Raw genomic sequence first — 21,647 nt, 5'->3', positions numbered from 1 at the left:
ATTTAATATCCTGGATTTTGTGCTATAACACCATTAGAAATAGCTATCTCCCTTTGGGGAATTGGATAGACGGCTCTAAATGCTTCTATTCCTAAAATTGTAGTTGCTCGCTGCAATCGTACTATGTCAAACCAGCGATGTCCTTCAAAAGCTAATTCTCGTGAACGTTCTTCTAATAGAACATCCACAAAAGCATCAAAATTATTGATGTCGGTTACAAGTATGGGTTGAGTAGGTAACGATCGGGTTCTAACTGTATTTAGATCCTCGATTGCAGGGCTTAGATTGGTTGGGTTTCTGCGTGCTCTGGCTTCAGAACGAACCAAGTACATTTCAGATAATTTCAATATAACGGCGTTTCCTTTAAGGTCACTGTCAAGAGTTCCATATTTATCTACGTAAACAACATTACCACTGTCATAAAATTTAAAACTCCTTGGATCTCCATCTTCATCCATTGGTTGAAAGAAATCTGAAAAGTTAGCGGAAATTTCTGGAGGAGAAGTTGACAGTAGTGCGGTGAGATTATTGCCATCGGTCTCCAAAAATTGAAGTTCAAAAATCGCTTCCAGAGAACCTTCTTCATCATAAATATCGTTATAGTCAGAATTTAGATCGTAGTCACTATTGTTTATTACCGATGTGGCAAGTTGTTCTGCAAGCGCATAATTTCCTTGATATAGATATACTCTGGCTAATAATGCTTCTGCGGCACCTTTTGAAACTAAAAATTTGTCACTGTCATAATTTAAGAGGGTGATAGCTTCCTTAAGATCTGAGACAATTTGTTGATAGGACAAAGCTACCGTTGATCTGCTAATTGTGGATGCTGTTTTAGAGTCTACAAAACTTGTCGATATCGGGATGCCAAATTCAGAATTACTATCCGTAAACTCACCGAATTGTCTTAGTGCATCAAAATGACCCAGCGCTCTGAAGAATAAAGCACTACCTTTTGAATCAAGGTCCTCTAAACCTAACACATCAATTTTTTCTAATATCAAATTACTGGCATTGACCAAAGCGTATGTGTCTACCCAATTGCTCTCTGTGTATGCGCTAGAAGTTGGTACTCTTGCATTGTCCAGTTGTGCATAACGTTCTCTAAAACCTGTAGCATCTGCAATGCCTCCGGTTAGTGCTTGTGCCAATATAAACTCACCCCCATAATAGGTTCCGCTTTGTAACATGTCATATAGTCCTGTAACCGCAGATTTTAGTGAAATTATATCAGTTATAGCTTGCGTAGAGCGAATTTCATCATCTAATTCTACTTCAAGTACTTCGTCACAACTATAAAAGGTGATGGCGAAGAGTATGATAAAACAAAAACTTATTTTTTTCATTATAGTGTGTGTTAAAATGTTGTGTTTAAACCAATAGTGATCGTTCGTGCCTGTCCTAAAGTACCAAAATCCTCTCCCTGTAAAATATTTAGATCCTGCTGGCTTGATGTATTTGTTGAAACTTCTGGGTCAAAACCTAAATAATCAGTAATTGTAAATAAATTTTGACCTTGCACATACAAGGAAAGATTGTTTAATCCTAAAGAGTTTACAATATTAGTGGGGATTGCATATCCTAAGCGTAATGTTTTGAGTCGTATAAAATCTCCATCTTCTAAAAATTGAGTGCTAAAACGTTGTAACTGTCCGCTTTCTGTTGATGGTCGAGGTACATCTGTAACCTGTCCGGGTTCTCTCCAATAGTTGTTGTAAACTCGCTCACTTATATTTCCATAAGGTATACCGCTTCTGGTAAAGCCGAAATTTTCATATGCATGACGGCTTTGATTGAATATTTTATTACCTCCAGAAAACTGAAAGTTTGCTGTTAGCGAAATTCCTTTATATGTAAGTGTGTTTATCCAACCGCCAAAATAATCAGGTAAAGCACTGCCTACAATTTGACGATCATCAAAATCAATAATGCCGTCATTATTAATATCTTCAAACAGAGCATCCCCGTTTTGAGGATCGACGCCTATATATTCTATTAAGTATAATGTGCTTACAGATTCTCCTTCTTGTAGGATATGATTGCGGCCTATGAGCTCTCCGTTGTTTTGTAGTTTATTAATTTTATTCTCTAAGAAAGAAATGTTAATTCCGGTATTCCATTTCAATTTTTTCCCGTTGATCACGGTAGCATTTAAGCTAAACTCCAAACCGGAATTTTCAATTTCTCCAATATTCTGAAAGACTGAGCTAAAACCGGTGAGCCCTGAGACATCTGCACTCAATAAAAGATCTTCGGTTTGTTTTTTAAAATAATCAGCTGTTAAAGTTATTCGATCATTAAGAAAACCCAAGTTCAAACCAACATTGAGTTGTTTGGTTTTTTCCCAACCCAAATCCGAATTTTCTAATCGATTGGGTGCAATCCCGGGAGTACCATTATAATCGGCATTTAGAGTATAAGTGCCTACCCAATTTGAGGGAATTTCTTGGTTTCCTGTTATTCCGTAACTTGCTCTGACTTTTAGATTTGAAATTTCATCAATTGTAAAAAAATTCTCTTTATTAATCCTCCAGGCAACGGATCCCGAAGGGAAATATCCATACTGATTATCCTCGCCAAAACGAGATGATCCATCAGCTCGTACGGTAAAAGAAAATATATATCGACTGTCGTATGTGTAATTAGCTCTTCCAAAAAATGATTGCAGCCCAAATTGATTTTTACCCGTAGTGCTGCCTGTGATAGTTGCAGCGGCAGAGATACTACTCGTATTATTCGTTGCAAAACCCACTCCTTCCTGATCAGAAAAAAAAGCTTTAGTCTCTTGGATGGTCCATCCCCCGGTCAAACCTACCGCATGTTTGTCTACAAATAGTTTGTCATAGTTTAACGTGTTTTCAATTTGCCAAGTAGTCTCCTCATACGTGGCAAAAATAGCTTCTCCTTTCACGGCTTTGTTGGATCCTACAGGGACAAAAGATTCCTCTACAAAATTTGAATATTCTGTAGAAAAAGCTGATCTAAATTTTAGATTTGGCACTAACTTATATTCAAGAAAAGCAGATGCTTGTAATCTCGTGCTTTGAGATTCATTGATGTAATTTTCAGCAATATATACAGGGTTCTCTAAAGGCCACCAAGTATTGAAGTCAAAAGGATTTGTATACGCTCCCGAGGGATCTCTAATCGGAGCAGTGGGATCCCAACCCTGAGCATTTATGATGACACCGTATTCATCATTCTCGTTGACAGTTCTTTGATGATTGCTTCGGTTTACAAAAACTGTAGTTCCCAGTTTAAATTTATCATCAATGCGGTGATCCAGATTTAATCTACCACTTAAACGCTTAAAACCCTGACCTAGTTGTATGCCTTCCTGATCGTAAAAGTTTCCGCTAATATAAAATTTGGTTTTTTCGGTTCCCCCACTAGCGCTAACATCTAGATTTTGTGTCAAGCCGGTTCTGAAAATTTCATCGAAAATATCTGTATTCACGCCGTTAGAAGTGTCTATGAAGTCAAAATAGTTTGAACCAAGACCATCAAACTGAGCCGCTGTATTGAAAAACGTTTTGAATTGTTTACTATCTACTAGATCTGGGGTGTTCGAAATGGTTGAAATACCTGTGTAATACCCCGCGTTAAAAGTAGTTTTTCCTGCTTGTCCCCGTTTGGTTGTAATTAATATAACCCCGTTAGCACCTCTTGAACCATAGATTGAGGCTGCAGCAGCATCTTTTAAAATAGAGATCGATTCAATATCGTTAGGATTAATATCTGCCAATGGGTTAACAGGTTGAATGTTGTTGTTAAGTGCAGAGTTATTTCGTGAGACTAGTGGCACTCCATCAACAATAAATAGGGGTTGACTACTTGCTGAGATAGAGGAAATTCCTCGTATATTAATATTAACCGCAGATCCTGGAGTAGCTGATGACGATGCAATATTCACTCCCGGTGTTTGTCCTTGTAAAGCATTTTCAAAACTGGCAGAAGGTATTTTTGAAATATCCTTTGTTTTTATTGTTTGAATACTAGAACTTACATCTCGTATGGACTGGGTGCCATATCCAACCACAATGACTTCGTCCAACATGTCTCCAATTTTTAAGGCAACTGTATACTCGGTTTGTTCATCTAATTGCAGGGTTGCTGTTTCGTATCCAAGATAGGAGACTTGAATGGTATTCTCAGATGCAGGTATTTCTAATGAGAATTTACCATCGAAATCTGTTACAGCACCTGTATTTGTGCCTGGAACTAATACGGTTGCTCCAATTAGGGGTTCCTGTGTTTTTTCGGACACGACTGTGCCGGTAATTGCTTTTTGCGCATAAGATGAGAATCCTAACACAAAGAGTGTAGTTAAAATAACTAAACGACTCGCTAACTTCATATGTGAAATAATTATAGTTAGTATAAAATGATTTGATAGAATAAAAAGTGTGATGCCCAAAGTGAATCCTATGGGTATAAATTTGCTGAAGTGATTGATTAGCAATCAAAAATAGGTTGTAGTCCCATTAATGTTAGAGACTTACAATATACATCTGTATATGTGGTATACTTTAAATTCATTTGCGAATGAACGATTGTATTTTTTAAAATTCTTAAATCTTTGAGAAAGAAATATCCAATAAGATAGGTGAAAAGAAATCAGCCGATAAAAAATGGGCTAATTAGAAAGGTATATATTTAACAATCAAAAATAGGCTGAAGCCCTCTTAATGTTAGTGGTTTGCAAAAAATGCTTCTATATTTTTGATCAAGAATCAAAGTAACAGGTGTTAATTTATCGGAATAAATATATCAATTTTTATTTAAAAATAAAAAAAACGCAAGATTTTAACTAAATAGAAGAAATTTTTTAAAAAGCTGTTTTTCATTATCTCCATTTTTTATATCTCCCAGGCACTTTGTGATGTTTTATGAGAACTATTTTAATTAATAGATCTTTTTTATATTCAGTCTTCAGTCAATGGTTCGTTAAAATATAATACTGAAATGCAGTGATGTACTTGATTCAATTAAGTAGGGGTTGTTAGGCAGTCTACAGTACGTTCATTTCCTTGTAACTTATGGCATTGTATTAACTTGATAAGTAAGCTTAAAAAACTTTCCAATGAGTATGTTGCTTATTTTTTTAATCTGGTAGCGTAAGAGGATCCGGAATTTTGGATTCGTATTATTTTTTTAGAAGAATTTACAGCGCAGTTCTGCGTTGAATCCATAAAATTGTATTTTAGCATAAATTCAAAACCTAAATACTATGTCCGAATTTTGGTTATATCTTAAGCTTGGTTTTAACCACGTACTGGATTGGAATGCCTATGACCACATTCTATTTTTAATAGTGCTTACCGTCGCGTATACCTTTGATAGCTGGAAGCGCATTTTACTATTAGTTACCTTCTTTACACTGGGGCATACTCTGTCCTTGTTTATGGCGGCCTATGATGTGATCTCTGTGAACTCTGATATGATAGAGTTTCTGATTCCTGTGACTATCCTTGCAGCCGCATTGTTTACATTATTTACAGCAAGTAATTCCTCAAAAAATGCAAAAGCCGGAATTTTATATGGTACTACTATATTTTTTGGATTAATCCATGGCTTAGGTTTTTCAAGTTATTTTAAAGCAATCAGTTCTAATACAGGATCAAAATTGTTACCACTTTTAGAATTTGCTCTTGGAATTGAAGCGGCTCAGATTGTGGTAGTGTTACTGGTTTTAATTATTAGTTTTATATTTCAGACAATCTTCAGATTTTCAAGAAGAGACTGGATTTTGGTGATTTCTTCAATTGTTATTGGTTTAGTTTTGCCGATGATATTCAATGCCAGAATTTGGTAGATTTTTAATATCTTAATAGTCAAAAATGAAATGTAATTATATTATCATGATAAATTAAGGATGCCAAATCAAAAACAGCTTAAGTATGACAAGGCATATTTACGTATCGCCAGAGAATGGGGTAAATTATCCCATTGTGAACGTAAAAAAGTTGGTGCGGTTATTGTAAAAGATAGGATGATAATTTCTGATGGCTTTAATGGAACCCCTACCGGTTTTGAAAATCCATGTGAAGATGAAGCGGGCTATACAAAATGGTATGTCTTACACGCTGAGGCCAATGCGATATCAAAAGTAGCGTCCTCAACACAATCTTGTAAAGGGGCGACCTTATACATCACGTTGTCACCTTGTAAAGAGTGTAGTAAGTTGATTCATCAGGCTGGGATCAAGAGAATTGTATACCAATACGGATATAAAGATGATGCCGGATTACGGTTTTTAGAAAAGGCGGGAGTTATCATAGAACAGATAGTAGACTTAGATGAGTAGAAGGAAGATGGGAACTTCAAAAAAATATATACCTTTTTGGATCGGATTAGCGATGGGAGCCGGAGTTTTTCTTGGGAGTAAACTTAACTTTCAGGATCAATCAGATACTTTATTTTCTTCGAATGTAAAAAAAGAAAAACTCAATCGGTTGATTGATTACATCGATTATGAATATGTTGATGAAATCAATACCGACAGTATTGTCGATGTGACCGTGAATCGTATTTTAGAAAATTTAGACCCTCATTCCGTGTACATCTCCCCCGAAGAGTTAGAAGGTGTAACCGAAAGTATGCAAGGGGATTTTATAGGTATTGGAGTGAGTTACTATCCTTATAGAGATACTATATCTGTTATAAACACTATTAAAGGCGGGCCAAGTGAGAAGTCAGGTATCAAGGCAGGGGATCGTATTTTGATGGCGGATCAAGATACGCTGTTTGGTGAAAATCTGTTGCGAGACGAACTGGCAGGCAAATTGAAAGGTGCATTAAATAGCCAAGTACAACTAAAGGTTTTTAGAAAAGGAAAGGGAGTCTTCGATGTTGTAGTAAAACGAGGAAAAGTACCTATCAAAAGTGTAGATGCCTCCTATATGTTGACCGATAAGATTGGGTATATTAAGATAAATCGGTTTGCTGAAACTACCTATAAAGAATTTAAGAAGTCTCTCAACGTCTTATTGAAAGCTGAAATGAGTGAGCTGGTTTTGGATTTGCGGGATAATGGGGGCGGTTTTATCACACCGGCTTTGCGAATCGCTGATGAATTTTTGGAAGAAGAAACTTTAATCATGTTTACCAAAAATAAAAAAGGAGCCGTCGAGAAAAATTATGCCACAGGAAGAGGTAGTTTTCAGGAAGGAAAGATTAGCGTTTTGATAAATGAAAATTCCGCTTCGGCCAGTGAAATTTTGGCGGGAGCTATACAGGATAATGATCGGGGTACTATTATCGGTCGCAGGTCTTATGGAAAAGGGCTTGTGCAACGCGAGATGTCGTTAGGCGACGGGAGTGCGGTTAGGTTAACAATTTCAAGATATTATACACCTACCGGAAGATCTATTCAAAAACCTTATGGAAATGGTAATAAAGCGTATTTTAATGAATATCTGGAGCGTTATAAAAACGGGGAGTTACAAAGTGTTGATAGTATTCAGGTAGCCGATTCTTTAAAGTTTAAAACACCAAAAGGAACGATTGTCTACGGCGGTGGAGGTATCATTCCTGATCATTTTGTGGCTAAAGATAGTACGAGAGTAGGAGAGACCTTGAATTATATGCTGCGTTCAGGATTCATTGGGCGTTATGTATTTGAGGCTTTGGATGAAAAAAGAGCGACATACAATAAACTTTCATTATCAGAGTTTAAAAATAGTACTATAGTAGATGATGAATTTGTGGATGGTTTTCTGTTATTTGCGAGAAGACGGGATATACAAATGAATGCATCGGAGTTTGCAGAACCGTTAAAACGATATTTGAAAGCAACTATGGCAGAACAATTATTTGGAACCAACGTATTTGAGAAAATATTGAATAAAAATGATGCTATGATCGAACGAGTATTAACCCTTTCTCATAACGACCAGAAGGAGTAGGTATGGTGTTGTGGAACGAGTACCTCATCCCGATTGCGATATGTTCGCCTATTTTCTTTTTTATTCTTGCTGTCGCTTGCCGGCTACTGGATAATAGCGCATCCATGTTTCTTGATCACGAAATTTTGGTAGACTCTTCGTATGTATCAGCAGATTTGATACGTGAACAATTGGATAAAACTCATAATCCTAAACTCAAAAAAGCCTTGCAGAAAGCTTTAATTTTTAGAAGACTTCACTCCGCTTTTATTGCTTTGATGTTGATTTCAATACCTATAACAATCTTGATGTGTGTTACCTTGCTGTAAGAACAGCGGATGTTTTATTTACGCTTGTCGTTGATTTTTTTTGAGGTAAGCAGAATAAGCAAGAGCAATATTGCACAAGCTGGAGCAATGACTCCAATTAAAGCAGTTTTACTGTCCCCTTCAAAAATGTTACTTGTGTCCAGCAGTGTTATATTATAGCTCATAAGAGCAATACCAAGAACAATGAGAATATAGATGAAAATTTTCATTTAGAATAAGTCTTTAATGTTTGCGGTAAATAACTTTACAGCTATCGCTAATAAAATCACACCAAATATTTTACGAATAACATTGATACCTTGTTTTCCCAATACGCGTTCAATTCGGCCGGATGACTTCAAAACAATATATACAAAGATAATGTTTACGATGATGGCGACAATGATATTTACAGTCTGAAATTCTGATCTAAGCGAAAGTAAAGAAGTCATCGTACCTGCTCCAGCAATCAATGGGAATGCCAAAGGAACTACGGCAGCTGTTTCAGGCGCGTCATCACGATACAATTGGATACCTAGAATCATCTCCAAAGCAATAAAAAAGAGAATAAAGGATCCTGCGACGGCAAAAGAGTTTACATCAATCCCGATAAGATTTAGAATTTCTTTTCCCAGAAATAGAAAAACTATCATAAGTATACAGGCCACAATACTTGCTTTCTCACTTTGGATATGACCTACTTTTTTTCTTAGGTCTATGATAATGGGAATACTTCCTATTATATCAATAACCGCAAACAGAATCATGCTAGCGGTAAAAATTTCTCTAAAGTCAAAAGAAAACATAGGCGACTGTTTTTTATTCCTGCAAAAGTATAGGTTAATACGATATAAATGTAGGGCAAATTTGCAAAATAACAAGTTTAGACAAAAAAAGGGTATGCAAGTGTGATTTGGAAAGATGTTTTTGTAGGATTCAATTTAGAAAAACTAGTATCTTCGCGCCATGTTTCAATTAGGAAAAACCATTATCTCAGAAGAGATTATAGAAAAAGATTTTGTGTGTAATCTGTCAGCCTGTAAAGGCGCATGTTGTATTGACGGTGAAGCTGGTGCACCACTAGAAGAAGATGAGACAAAAATTTTAGAAAAAATTTATCCGGTAATTAAATCATATTTGCGTCCAGAAGGTGTAGCTGCGATTGAGTCGCAGGGTATTTTTGTCAAAGGTACGGATGGTGAATGGGAAACTCCGTTAATTAATGGCGCGGACTGTGCTTATGTGATTTTTGATGAAAAAGGCACCGCGCTCTGTGCTATCGAAGAGGCTTATAATCAAGGAGAAGTAGATTGGAAAAAACCGGTTTCTTGTCACTTGTATCCAATAAGAGTGCAGGATTATTCTGAGTTTGCGGCGGTTAATTATCATAAGTGGGAAATTTGTGATGATGCTTGTACGTTAGGCAAAGAGCTTCAGGTACCGGTTTATAAGTTTGTTAAGGCTGCTCTAGTTAGAAAATTTGGAGAAGATTGGTATGCCGAGCTTGAAAAAGTGGCAGATCAGCATAAAAAAAAGTAACTTTTACTTCATTTTATTGTAAAATAATGTAAGATTTTGACACCCTTCACTTAGTTAAGTAAAGGGTGTTTTTTTTGTAAATAATTGGTGTTGTATGGAGTCATTACTTTCTGTCCTTTTTTGAGAACATTTTGCCTGGCTGAATAGGTTGTTTTTTATTTCAAAAGAACATTTAGGGTCAAAATTGACGTAATTTTTCTTACGGTTTCTCCGTAAAAGAGCTTGGGAATTCCCTTTGTTGTTTATAAGTAGAAAAATGGCTTAGCAAGTGTAAAATTAGGGGTTATTGCAAATTTTTGGTGTTAAATGTTCAAAGGTTTTTTTATAGTATAATTATATGAATTTCAATAGGTTGCATCCTTTCTATTGGGGGTTTGCACAGCTTTGCTTAATAAACCCATGTTGAAAACTTTGTTGAAAACGTTTGTGAATTTTTGGGGGTAAATCTCATCTTATTTTTGATCTTTGTAAAAGACGAGCGAAACAAAAATCACTACAAAAAATAAAACGGATCACGATGAATGTTGAAGAGCCAATTTTGCAAGAAAATAAAGACCGATTTGTAATTTTTCCAATTAAGCACCATGATATTTGGGATTGGTATAAGAAGTCTGAAGCGAGCTTTTGGACCGCAGAAGAAATTGATCTGCATCAGGATATTACAGACTGGTCGTCAAAACTTACAGATGACGAACGTTATTTTATAAAACATATTTTGGCATTCTTTGCAGCATCTGATGGAATCGTTAATGAAAATTTGGCAGAAAACTTCGTGAACGAAGTACAGTATAGTGAGGCAAAATTCTTTTACGGTTTTCAAATTATGATGGAGAACATCCATTCTGAAACTTATTCTCTGTTAATTGACACCTATGTCAAAGACGAGAAGGAAAAAGATATGCTGTTTAAAGCAATTGATAATTTTCCTGCTATAAAGAAGAAGGCGGATTGGGCCCTAAAATGGATTGAATCTGATTCTTTTGCTGAGCGTTTAATTGCATTTGCAGCGGTAGAGGGAATTTTCTTTTCCGGGGCTTTCTGTTCGATCTTCTGGCTGAAAAAAAGAGGCTTAATGCCCGGACTTACATTCTCTAATGAGCTAATTTCCAGAGATGAGGGTGTACATTGTGATTTTGCTGTACACTTACACAATCATCATTTAGTAAACAAAGTGCCAAAAGAACGTATCCGAGAAATTATCATCGACGCACTTACAATAGAACGTGAATTTATTACGGAGTCACTTCCAGTAAGTTTAATCGGGATGAATGCAAAATTGATGACACAGTATCTGGAATTTGTTACCGATAGATTGTTAGTTGAGCTAGAGTGCGAAAAGGAATACGGAACTTCGAATCCATTTGATTTTATGGATATGATCTCGCTTCAGGGAAAGACTAATTTCTTTGAGAAACGAGTGTCAGAATACCAAAAAGCCGGAGTGCTTAATAAAGATAACGAGGATAGTAAGATAAGTTTTGACGCAGATTTTTAGTCCGTAACTTATCAAACAATATATTCATTCTGAGCTAGTCATGACTAGTGCCTATGTTTAATAAGGCTAGCTCAGTTTGATACGTCTACCAAAGACTTTAAGATTTTAATAAAAAGGGGCAGCTCTGCTTATGTATTAATAAGAAATACTTTTGACGATATAGTGTGTAGTCACTTGGGGAAGGACGCTATATCATCAGGATTATATCCGGCAGACTGTACGAATAATAACACAAATTAGTAGCATGTTCTTTTTAAGGGAAGAACTTAAAACCACCACGTAGTATGTATGTAATTAAAAGAGACGGTCGCAAAGAACCCATTATGTTTGACAAGATTACCGCAAGGGTAAGAAAACTTTGTTATGGACTTAACCCGTTGGTTGATCCGGTCAAGGTAGCTATGCGAGTTATCGAAGGATTGTATGATGGAGTCACTACGAGCGAACTTGATAATCTGGCAGCAGAGATTGCCGCAACGATGACCATTACCCATCCGGATTATGCAAAGTTAGCAGCGAGAATTTCTGTTTCTAATCTTCATAAAAATACCAAAAAGACTTTTTCTGAAGTAGTTACAGATCTGTATGAATATGTAAATCCTCGTACCAATAAAAAAGCGCCCTTAATTGCAGATGATGTCTACGAAGTGGTGCAGAAAAACAAAGAAAAATTAGATTCTACTATTATTTATAATAGAGATTTTGGGTACGATTATTTTGGTTTTAAAACACTGGAACGTTCGTATCTGCTCAAAATAAACGGTAAAATTGCCGAACGTCCACAGCATATGTTGATGCGTGTATCTATTGGGATCCACCTTAATGATCTTGATGCAGCTATTGAGACGTATGAGTTAATGTCCAAAAAATACTTTACCCACGCTACGCCAACACTTTTTAATGCCGGAACACCAAAGCCACAAATGTCATCATGTTTCTTATTAACCATGCAGGATGATAGTATTGATGGTATTTATGATACCTTAAAGCAAACAGCTAAAATCTCGCAATCAGCGGGAGGTATTGGATTGTCAATACATAATGTACGTGCAACAGGATCATACATAGCAGGAACCAATGGTACGTCTAATGGTGTGGTGCCGATGTTACGTGTTTTTAATGACACGGCCAGATACGTGGATCAAGGTGGTGGGAAACGTAAAGGATCTTTTGCAATTTACGTGGAGCCATGGCATGCAGATATTTTTGATTTCCTGGACCTTAAAAAGAATCATGGTAAAGAAGAAATGCGAGCAAGAGACTTATTCTATGCCATGTGGATACCGGATCTATTTATGAAACGCGTGCAAGAGGATGCAGAATGGACGCTGATGTGTCCTAATGAATGCCCGGGTCTCTTTGATGTGCATAGTGATGAATTTGAAGAGAAATATCTGAGATTTGAAGCAGAAGGTAAAGGACGCAGAACCATCAAGGCACGTGAACTTTGGGAGAAAATTTTAGAATCTCAAATTGAGACGGGTACACCGTATATGTTGTATAAAGATGCGGCAAACCGTAAATCAAATCAACAAAATTTGGGAACGATACGCTCCTCAAACCTGTGTACAGAGATTTTAGAGTACACAAGTCCTGATGAGGTGGCTGTATGTAACCTAGCTTCTATAGCATTGCCAATGTTTGTGAAAAATGGAGCGTTTGATCACAAAGAGCTTTTTAAAATCACTAAACGAGTAACCAAAAACTTAAACCGCGTCATAGATCGTAATTACTATCCGGTTAAAGAAGCAGAAAACTCTAATGTGCGTCACCGTCCTATTGGACTGGGGGTACAAGGTCTTGCGGATACTTTTATCCAATTACGTATGCCATTTACCAGTGATGAGGCCAAAAAATTGAATCAGGAGATTTTTGAAACACTATATTTTGCAGCGGTGACGGCCTCTATGGAAGAAGCTAAAATCGACGGACCGTATCAAAGCTATGAAGGGTCTCCGATATCAAGAGGAGAGTTCCAGCATAATTTGTGGAATATTAAAGATGAAGAATTAAGCGGTCGTTGGGACTGGGATGGATTACGTAAAAAAGTGTCAGAAAACGGAGTACGCAACTCTTTATTAGTAGCACCAATGCCAACAGCCTCTACTTCTCAAATATTAGGGAATAATGAAGCCTTTGAACCGTATACAAGTAACATTTATACGCGTCGAGTGTTATCAGGGGAGTTTATCGTTGTTAATAAGCACTTGTTAGAGGATCTTGTTAAGTTAAATTTATGGAGTGACGATGTGAAAGATGCGATTATGCGTGCTAATGGATCGATACAAAATATAGATATCATACCACAGGATCTTAAAGAATTATACAAAACAGTATGGGAGTTGAGTATGAAAGATATTATCGATATGTCACGTCACAGAGGATATTTTATCGATCAGTCACAGTCGCTCAACTTATTTATGGAAGGCGCTACGATGTCCAAACTAACTTCAATGCATTTCTATGCATGGAAGAGTGGTCTTAAGACGGGAATGTACTACCTAAGAACAAAGTCAGCCGTAGATGCTATTAAGTTTACGTTGAAAAAAGAAGTTGCTCAAGTACCGCAAGCAGAAAAGGTAGCTGCCAATGCCGCGCAAGTTCTAGAAGCTCAAGTGGCAAAGCCAAGCCCGGCACCAGAGGCGGTTGCGCCAGAAGGTACCGCGCTAAGTCCGGAAGAATTAAGAGCGATTATAGCACAATCCAAAGAAGCAGAAGGCGATGATTGCCTGATGTGTGGATCATAAGGTTACATGTTTTAGATTCTGAAAAGGGGAGTTTTCTTCGTAAAACTTCCCTTTTTTAAAACATAAGCAATTAATTTATAAACAACAAAATTATAAATATATAAACAACCTTATGAAGTAGTAATTTAACAGGGATGTAAAACTAGAAAAACCAAAAAAGGGAATAAAATATCCCCTTTTCTTTTAATCTTGGTCTTAATAAAAAATGCTAGCCGGCGATTTAATATTAAGTATTTTCGAAGATTTGAGACTATCTCTTCTCCTTATTATTTGATTCTTCAAATGTAATCAATAAGTATCTTCTATCCAAGTTAAAAGTTTTTACAAAAAACACATAAATGTTGTTAGCAAGTGGGTTACTTGTCTGAAAATAAGATTTTTGTGTATTGTTAATAAGTAAAAAAAGAACAATGGTTATAATTAATATATACAGGTTGAGTATTGAAAACAACAAGAAGGAGAGTCAAGTTTTAAATCGCTTTAATAGCGAAACAGATTTTTTGGAAGTAATACAAGATTTCTGTAATTATACGCTGTCAGATATCTATAGATATTCTGATAGTAAGGGAAGACCAAGGACCTTTACTTTATCGAGATTACCCATAGTGGATTTAAATAAAAGATATATCGCGGTTAATTTTGAACCTGGATACACAGGAGATGAGTTTAAAGTTAAGGACGGGGTAACAAATTCCTTAAAGTATAGTGCTTCAAGAATGGATTTGCAAAGTAGAGAACTATTTTCAATGTTTCATATTCCAAAAGGTTCAAAGTATGGGTATCTATGCATTCAAAAAAAAGAAAATTTTGCTGTTAAAACTATAGTAGAGAGCACTCTTAATATGTTTTTGAAAAAGGCTGGATACATGGATTTTAATTTAAAAATAGAAAATGCTCCTAACTATAAGTATCTTAATAAAATGATGACTCAGGGTGAATTAAAAGAGATTAGGCTAATTAGGCAAAAGCCATTAGTTTTTGATGATACTGTTTATCTTAATGCACTTGAGAAGGCTAGAATTAATCAAGAGGAGCATGTTGCTAGATTTAATAAACATTCTAATACTTCGATTTTGAAGAATGAATTAAAAAAAGTGTTTATGGAACAGTATAAAGAGTTTGATAAAATATCTTTTCTAGGTAATTCTGAAGAATATGATGAAATATCATTTATTCTCACTTTAGATAAAATTACTAAAACATTTCACGTAAAGGACAAATCTAAAATAAGGTCTAATATGGATGTTTCGCGATTGGTTGATATTGTCAATGGAGAAGTAGATTTAGAAACTTTAGTGAAGGCAAGTTTCATATGTATAAATAATATTGAAAATTCATCTTTTGATGATATTAATGAGGTAGCTTAAGGAGGTAATTTAATTGGAAAGGGGAGTTTTCTTATGAAAGCTTCCCTTTTTTTAATACTTTTAAAAACCCCTTTTATCAATGTAACCTAATATTATGGAAGAACTTACCATGCAACCACCTGTCTGTAGTCAGTGTGCAACAGTGCTTACAACAGAAACTAAATTTTGTACCCACTGTGGATATCCTGAACTGGGATCAGAAAAAGAACAATCTCAATTTCATGCTAAACGCGTGATGGCTAATCAACAACACGAAGTAAATACAAAACGTATAGCTTCTGCGCAAAAAACACTATACTGGATGTCGGGAATATTTCTGGTTTTCGGATTGTTCTATTTCTTTAGGACAGAGGATATCTCGATTCTTATTACAAACGCCATACTTTCTATCTTGTATTTGCTGTTAGCCTTCTGGACAAAAGAGAAACCGTTTGCAGCGCTATTGTCTGCTTTACTATTGTACCTTACAGTTATAGCAATTAACGCAGTTGTCGATCCTATGAGTCTTTTGAGCGGAATTATAATGAAAGTAATTTTCCTTTCGCTTTTAATTAAAGGACTGTATTCAGCATCGCAAAGCACTTCAATGCGTACTATATGACGTGTCATTCCTGTACCCAGCCGATTAATGCTAGTTCAAACTATTGTGCGCATTGCGGAACATCCATAAGTTTAAGAAAAAGACAAACGCGTAGTGAGGGCCTTAACCTTATTATTGTGTTTTATATAGTTGAGCTGGTGTTTTTAACCATAGTGCATCTCATCTATAATGATCACACCTCATTAACTACAGAAATTGCTATAGAGAGTGTTTCAGCTATCTTGGTATTAATCTTTGTGTTTTTGGATATCAAAAATATAATTCCGTTATATTCCTTGCCAAAATTACGACCTCTTGAGTGGATCGGTGTACTTTTGGCGCCTTTTATAACTGGTTTTTTAGTTTATTACGGAATAGAGTGGATAAATGCTTTCTTATTTGATGATAGTACAAACTACTACGCTACTTACGCGGAGTATGGTAATCCTTTTCTTTTGGCCTTTATTTTTGTAGCAATCCTTCCTGCGGTTTTTGAAGAAGTAGCCTTTAGAGGGTTTTTATTTAATCAATTAGAAAGAATAACCTCAGTTCGTATCACCATCTTGCTAACTGCATTTTTGTTTGCTTTAGTGCATTTTTCCTTTATATCGATCCTTTGGATCTTTCCTTTCGGACTTTTACTTGGTTATTTACGACATCGCTATCAAAGTTTATGGTTAGGAATGATAATTCATTTCGTACATAATTTGATAATAGTATCTTTGGACTATTATTATTTTGATCCACTATTTTATTAATAGACCACTTAAAGTATGATGAACTGGGAAGAGCTATTGTCACTCCGCAGACAAGGCGACACAAATAAACGATTGCGCAAAGAACAGGATGAAACCCGTTTGGGATTTGAGGTGGATTATGACAGGATTATTTTTTCTTCGGCGTTTCGTAGTTTACAAGACAAAACCCAAGTAATTCCTTTATCGAAGACAAGTTTTGTGCACACACGACTTACTCACAGTCTCGAAGTATCTGTAGTAGGTCGCTCCTTGGGTAGAGTAGTAGGAAAACAATTGCTGGAAAAGCATCCGCATCTGGCTGCGGTTCATGGATATCATTTTAACGATTTTGGCGCTATTGTAGCCGCCGCTGCATTGGCACATGATATTGGTAATCCACCCTTTGGTCATTCAGGTGAAAAAGCGATTGGAGAATACTTTAAGAATGGCAGTGGTGCACAGTATCAATCACAACTTACTGCTAAGCAATATCAGGATTTAATAGATTTTGAAGGCAATGCCAACGGCTTTAAGATTCTTACCGAATCGCGTGCCGGTATAGAAGGTGGTTTGCGTTTATCATATGCTACTTTGGGTGCTTTTATGAAATACCCAAAAGCTTCCTTACCTAAAAAACCTAGTGCGCATATAGCACATAAGAAATTTGGATATTTTCAAAATGAAGCAGAATTCTTTGGGGAGGTAGCGCGCGAAATTGGTTTGCTTCAATACAACTTTGGTAAAGAAGTTACTTATAGTCGTCATCCATTAACCTATCTGGTAGAAGCCGCCGATGATATTTGTTATACCATCATCGATTTTGAGGACGGAATCAATTTGGGATTGATTCAGGAAGAATATGCGTTAGAATATTTGATCAAATTGGTGAAGGACAGCATCAATACGTCCAAGTATAATAGCTTAACCACAACTGCGGATCGATTGAGTTATTTAAGAGCTTTGGCAATAAACACCCTAATTCGTGAAGCGGCTGATATCTTTATAGCTAACGAAGAAGCTATTCTCGCAGGAACTTTTATGAGTGGACTGATTGAAAAAAGTAAGTACGAAGCGCAAATCGATGATATCATCAAAATCAGCGTATCTAAGATTTACCAAAGTCAGGAAGTAACCGAGAAGGAAATTGCAGGGTACGAGATACTAGCCACTTTATTACATACCTATTGCGAAGCAACCAAAAATTATATGGAGGACAACTGCTCTAACTATGATAAATTAATTTTGAGAGCTGAAGGTGCCCACTTTGATTATAAAAATGAAGATCCGTATAGTCGTTTGATAAGTATTTGCAACTATGTAGCAAGTCTAACAGATAGCAATGCCTTGTTGAAGTTTCAAAAAATACGTGGCGCTAAGGTGTAATGATAGAATTTGGATAGGTTTGCCGTTTCAAATCGGAATAAAACCTCCAACTTTCATAACAGTAAGATAAACTAAAAGAAAAAGCTCCCTAATATTGATTCAGGGAGCTTTTCTATTTATTGCAAGTAAGACTACTTTTCGTAGGTCCAAACCTCAGTCAATGTGGTACCATCTTCATTACTGTGCTCAAACTTTAATATCAACGAGTTCTCAGTAAGTTTGGTAATGGTATTTTCAAAAACTCTTCCATCTTGTTTTTGTGTAAACATTTTACCGGACACCTCCCATGTTCCTTTGTCTAATTCATCAGGCGAACAACTACCGGTAAAACCACCGTAGGATTGTTCAAGATAGGTACCGTCAGCTTTTATTTCGAGAGTACTTAAAATCTCACAATCATCATCAGACAGATCATTAATTGCAACAACTTGCCAAGTACCAATGATAAGATCTGTAGTTGATTTCTCAGTGTTGCCTTCTTTATCGTCATCTTTAGAACAAGAAGAAAAACCAGCAGCTATAACCAAGAGAGATAAAATAATTCTTTTCATAATATAGTTAAATTGATTTGAGAAGTAAATAAACAGTAATTAATATAATTCTACAACAAGTAGATATCTCAAAAAAAATAATCTTCATCAAGTTGAAAACTTGTTTTGTTTGAGTTACAAAACCTAATTCCAGATTAAACTTTTTTATAGGTCCAGATTGAAGCACCTCGGCTATCACTATACTTTAAACTCAACTTAGTACTTGATAGTTCAGTGATTTCGGAAATATCTGTCTCTACTTCGAATTCACCTTCATAGGTTACGGTCAATGTAGAACCGGATAGGCTCCATTTTTCTGAAGATGCCCATTCTTTACATACTTCTTCATTAGTACCTTCTCCAATAATACCAGTTTCTACATATATTGCAATTTTATCACTTTTGAATTCGTAAGACGATTTAAGGTCACATGGGTCTAATTCAACAGCTTTTCCGTCCCTAGTTCTATCAGTTAATAGCCATTTTCCGATTAAATTTGCTTCAGAAATTTCTGATCCACTGTTAGTATCTGACCCACCATCATCTTTAGAACAAGAGGCGAAGGTTACTGCTACAATTAAGAGAGATAAAATAATTCTTTTCATAATATAGTTAAATTGATTTGAGGTGCAAATAAACAGTATTTAGAACTATCCTACATAAACTATTTGAAACAAAAAACCAGTCTAAGAATATCTTTAGACTGGTTAATTACTTATTTTATTATTTGAAGAGTATTAGATTTTTTTATAGGTTTCGACATCTACATATGTTTTTACATTGCCATTACCATCGCTATCTTCGTAACTGTATTCGATAACTAATTTGGAATCGGTTAATTCTTTAATAGTACTCGTTTCAGTTTCTGACACGTTTCCATCAGTATAAGTTACAGATAAGGTATCTCCAGAAAGTGACCACTTGCTCGAATAAGGATACTCCTCACAAGTAAATGTTGTTTGACCATTCGTAGTTGTAGTTAATTTACCGTAAGAGATTCCGCTTAATTCACCTCCGCTTTTTAATTGAAAAAAGTCTTTTAAATCACATTCATCAAGTTGATATACCTCACCATTTTCAGTAGAAGCCGTCCATTGCCATTTCCCGATTAAGTTTGCTTCAGAAATTTCTGATCCACCGTCATCATCTTTAGAACAAGAGGCGAATGTTGCGGCGATAAGTAGGATAAATACACTAATTTTTTTCATGATATTGCTTTTTTAGTTTAATTAATAACGGTAAAATAAGCGTTTTATCGATTAATAATCAAACTTTTATCTATGAAATACTAAAATAGTAAGAATATTCTTATAATTTTTCAAACCTCTCAATAAGAGCGTTAGTTGAGATACCACAAAGGTGTTGTAGTTCTTGGGGGGTGCCTTGCTCTATAAAGGTGTCAGGTACGCCAAGCGTTTCTAGGTTGCCCTTGTACTTTTGTTTCGTTGCATAGGAAACTATTGTACTCCCAAATCCTCCTATAATTGTACCTTCTTCCACAGTCAAAATAGTATCATACGCCGCGAGAATCGTATGCAACAACTTTGTGTCCAGAGGTTTAATAAAAGGAAAATGATAATGGGCAATATTCGTTTGACTTATGCGAATTGCTTCCATCACATTGGTGCCAATAGTGCCAGTAGAAAGAACGGCAATTTTATAGCCTTCATGCAGACAAGTTCCTTTTCCGACTACAAAATTCTCAAAAGGTTTTTGCCAGTCAAGTAATGTTCCTCTACCGCGAGGATAGCGTATAGCGATAGGATGACTAAGACCCAAAGAGGCTGTATATAACAAATTGCGCAGTTCGATTTCGTTAATAGGCGCCGCAATTATTAGGTTGGGAACGCAATTGAGGTAGGCAATATCAAACACTCCGTGATGCGTGGCTCCATCGGCTCCGACCAACCCTGATCGATCAATACAAAAAATTACCGGGAGATTTTGCAGTGCTACATCATGTATAATTTGATCATAAGCACGCTGCAAAAAAGTAGAATAGATAGTGCAAAAAACCGTAAGTCCCTGAGTGGCCATCCCGGCAGCCAAAGTTACTGCATGTTGCTCGGCGATGCCCACATCAAAAGCCCTATCTGGCATCTCGTCCATCATGTATTTGAGCGAACTGCCTGTGGGCATAGCAGGGGTAATACCTACAATCTTTGGGTTGTTACGAGCCAATTCTAGGAGTGTCAAGCCAAATACATCCTGAAATTTAGGGGGTGCTTGAACGTCTTCTTTGGGTAACAATTCACCTGTATGTGCATCAAACTTACCCGGAGCATGATATTGTACTTGATTTTCTTCGGCTTGTTTTAAGCCTTTACCCTTGGTAGTAATGATATGTAATAGTTTTGGCCCCTTGACTGATTGTAATCGTTTTAATTCACGCAACAGGGTTGGTAAATCATGTCCGTCAACAGGACCATAATATTTAAAATTCAGCGCTTCAATAATGTTATCGGTCTTTGGCTTACAGCCTACTTTTGCTTTGGTGAGATATTCTTTGAGTGCACCCACACTTGGATCAATTCCGATGGCATTATCGTTCAAAATAATCAGGAGGTTAGCATCGGTGACACCACCGTGATTCAATCCTTCAAAAGCCATTCCGCTGGCAATTGAGGCGTCTCCGATTACTGCAATGTGTTGTTTGTATGTGTCTCCTTTCAATTTTGAAGCAATTGCCATACCTAAAGCCGCAGATATTGAGGTAGAAGAGTGACCCACGCCAAAGGTATCATACGCACTTTCATCTCGTTTCGGGAAACCGCTAAGTCCGCCCAATTGTCGATTGGTATGAAAGCGATTTTTTCTTCCGGTTAATATTTTATGAGGATAGGCTTGATGCCCGACATCCCAAACAAGCTGATCGTTAGGAGTATCAAATATATAATGTAAGGCTATAGTTAGTTCAATAACTCCCAAACTTGCACCGAGGTGCCCCTCTTTGGTAGCAACGATGTCTATAATGAATTTCCGCAATTCCTGGGCTAATGCCGGAAGCTGTGCTGACGATAATTTTCTTAGATCAGAAGGATATTCAATATCAGATAACAAAGGATACTTTATGGG

The 21,647-nt window shown here is 36.3% G+C and carries 19 protein-coding genes; 11 read left to right on the top strand and 8 right to left on the bottom strand.

Annotation, left to right across the window (positions count from 1 at the left end; all coding sequences use genetic code 11):
* Positions 1-2: 2 nt before the first annotated feature.
* Positions 3-1,346, bottom strand: a complete 1,344-nt coding sequence (locus tag ACJRPK_RS00845; protein ID WP_407137988.1) for a RagB/SusD family nutrient uptake outer membrane protein — start codon at positions 1,344-1,346, stop codon at positions 3-5.
* Positions 1,347-1,357: 11 nt separating this feature from the next.
* Positions 1,358-4,357, bottom strand: coding sequence for a SusC/RagA family TonB-linked outer membrane protein (locus tag ACJRPK_RS00840; RefSeq protein WP_407137987.1), 3,000 nt, complete (start codon positions 4,355-4,357; stop codon positions 1,358-1,360).
* Positions 4,358-5,230: 873 nt separating this feature from the next.
* On the opposite strand from ACJRPK_RS00840, the gene ACJRPK_RS00835 reads away from it, so the two are divergent.
* The 4 genes from ACJRPK_RS00835 to ACJRPK_RS00820 are packed head-to-tail and all read left to right on the top strand — an operon-like array spanning position 5,231 to position 8,215.
* Positions 5,231-5,815, top strand: a complete 585-nt coding sequence (locus tag ACJRPK_RS00835; protein ID WP_407137986.1) for a HupE/UreJ family protein — start codon at positions 5,231-5,233, stop codon at positions 5,813-5,815.
* Between the two features lie 60 nt (positions 5,816-5,875).
* Positions 5,876-6,307, top strand: coding sequence for a dCMP deaminase family protein (locus ACJRPK_RS00830; RefSeq protein ID WP_148781725.1), 432 nt, complete (start codon positions 5,876-5,878; stop codon positions 6,305-6,307).
* Complete coding sequence (locus tag ACJRPK_RS00825) at positions 6,300-7,907, top strand: S41 family peptidase (RefSeq protein ID WP_407137985.1); 1,608 nt, start codon at positions 6,300-6,302, stop codon at positions 7,905-7,907. Before ACJRPK_RS00830 ends, ACJRPK_RS00825 begins: the two co-directional genes overlap by 8 nt.
* A 2-nt stretch (positions 7,908-7,909) precedes the next feature.
* Positions 7,910-8,215, top strand: coding sequence for a hypothetical protein (locus ACJRPK_RS00820; RefSeq protein ID WP_407137984.1), 306 nt, complete (start codon positions 7,910-7,912; stop codon positions 8,213-8,215).
* Between the two features lie 14 nt (positions 8,216-8,229).
* On the opposite strand, the gene ACJRPK_RS00815 is transcribed toward ACJRPK_RS00820, so the two are convergent.
* Together ACJRPK_RS00815 and ACJRPK_RS00810 are read right to left on the bottom strand one after the other, a co-directional pair.
* Positions 8,230-8,424, bottom strand: a complete 195-nt coding sequence (locus ACJRPK_RS00815) for a hypothetical protein (protein ID WP_148781723.1) — start codon at positions 8,422-8,424, stop codon at positions 8,230-8,232.
* Entirely contained in the window at positions 8,425-9,000 is a 576-nt protein-coding gene (locus ACJRPK_RS00810; RefSeq protein ID WP_148781722.1) for a MarC family protein, read from the bottom strand.
* A 160-nt stretch (positions 9,001-9,160) separates the two neighbouring features.
* Between ACJRPK_RS00810 and ACJRPK_RS00805 the strand changes: the two genes are divergently transcribed.
* From ACJRPK_RS00805 to dgt, 7 genes are all read left to right on the top strand, one after another.
* Positions 9,161-9,733: a DUF3109 family protein gene (locus ACJRPK_RS00805; RefSeq protein ID WP_407137983.1), complete on the top strand. Its 573-nt coding sequence runs from the start codon at positions 9,161-9,163 to the stop codon at positions 9,731-9,733.
* A gap of 517 nt (positions 9,734-10,250) precedes the next feature.
* Positions 10,251-11,228, top strand: coding sequence for a ribonucleotide-diphosphate reductase subunit beta (locus ACJRPK_RS00800; protein WP_407137982.1), 978 nt, complete (start codon positions 10,251-10,253; stop codon positions 11,226-11,228).
* 284 nt (positions 11,229-11,512) lie between these two features.
* Entirely contained in the window at positions 11,513-13,975 is a 2,463-nt protein-coding gene (locus ACJRPK_RS00795) for a ribonucleoside-diphosphate reductase subunit alpha (RefSeq protein WP_407137981.1), read from the top strand.
* 410 nt (positions 13,976-14,385) lie between these two features.
* A complete protein-coding gene (locus ACJRPK_RS00790; protein WP_407137980.1) occupies positions 14,386-15,342 on the top strand; it encodes a hypothetical protein in 957 nt (318 codons plus the stop codon).
* A 94-nt stretch (positions 15,343-15,436) separates the two neighbouring features.
* Positions 15,437-15,943 (top strand): hypothetical protein, encoded by a 507-nt coding sequence (locus tag ACJRPK_RS00785; RefSeq protein ID WP_407137979.1) that lies wholly within the window; start codon positions 15,437-15,439, stop codon positions 15,941-15,943.
* A complete protein-coding gene (locus ACJRPK_RS00780) occupies positions 15,940-16,680 on the top strand; it encodes a type II CAAX prenyl endopeptidase Rce1 family protein (RefSeq protein ID WP_407137978.1) in 741 nt (246 codons plus the stop codon). Before ACJRPK_RS00785 ends, ACJRPK_RS00780 begins: the two co-directional genes overlap by 4 nt.
* 18 nt (positions 16,681-16,698) lie before the next feature.
* The gene (dgt, locus tag ACJRPK_RS00775) at positions 16,699-18,042 is read left to right on the top strand and encodes a dGTP triphosphohydrolase (RefSeq protein ID WP_407138795.1); all 1,344 of its coding nucleotides are present in this window, start codon (positions 16,699-16,701) and stop codon (positions 18,040-18,042) included.
* 131 nt (positions 18,043-18,173) lie between these two features.
* Here dgt and ACJRPK_RS00770 read toward each other — a convergent pair whose 3' ends face one another.
* The 4 genes from ACJRPK_RS00770 to ACJRPK_RS00755 all read right to left on the bottom strand — a co-directional run bounded on the left by ACJRPK_RS00770 (position 18,174) and on the right by ACJRPK_RS00755 (position 21,644).
* Positions 18,174-18,593, bottom strand: a complete 420-nt coding sequence (locus tag ACJRPK_RS00770) for a lipocalin family protein (protein ID WP_407137977.1) — start codon at positions 18,591-18,593, stop codon at positions 18,174-18,176.
* Positions 18,594-18,727: 134 nt separating this feature from the next.
* Complete coding sequence (locus ACJRPK_RS00765; protein ID WP_407137976.1) at positions 18,728-19,177, bottom strand: lipocalin family protein; 450 nt, start codon at positions 19,175-19,177, stop codon at positions 18,728-18,730.
* A 132-nt stretch (positions 19,178-19,309) separates the two neighbouring features.
* Positions 19,310-19,780: a lipocalin family protein gene (locus tag ACJRPK_RS00760; RefSeq protein ID WP_407137975.1), complete on the bottom strand. Its 471-nt coding sequence runs from the start codon at positions 19,778-19,780 to the stop codon at positions 19,310-19,312.
* A 100-nt stretch (positions 19,781-19,880) separates the two neighbouring features.
* Positions 19,881-21,644 carry a 1-deoxy-D-xylulose-5-phosphate synthase gene (locus tag ACJRPK_RS00755; RefSeq protein WP_407138793.1) on the bottom strand — a complete coding sequence of 588 codons (1,764 nt, stop codon included), beginning with the start codon at positions 21,642-21,644 and terminating at the stop codon, positions 19,881-19,883.
* Between the last annotated feature and the right edge of the window lie 3 nt (positions 21,645-21,647).

The organism is Aquimarina sp. 2-A2, from assembly GCF_045505135.1.
GTDB lineage: Bacteria > Bacteroidota > Bacteroidia > Flavobacteriales > Flavobacteriaceae > Aquimarina > Aquimarina intermedia.
Note: the sequence above shows the minus strand (reverse complement) of the source record. Positions and strands in the feature narration are given on the sequence as shown.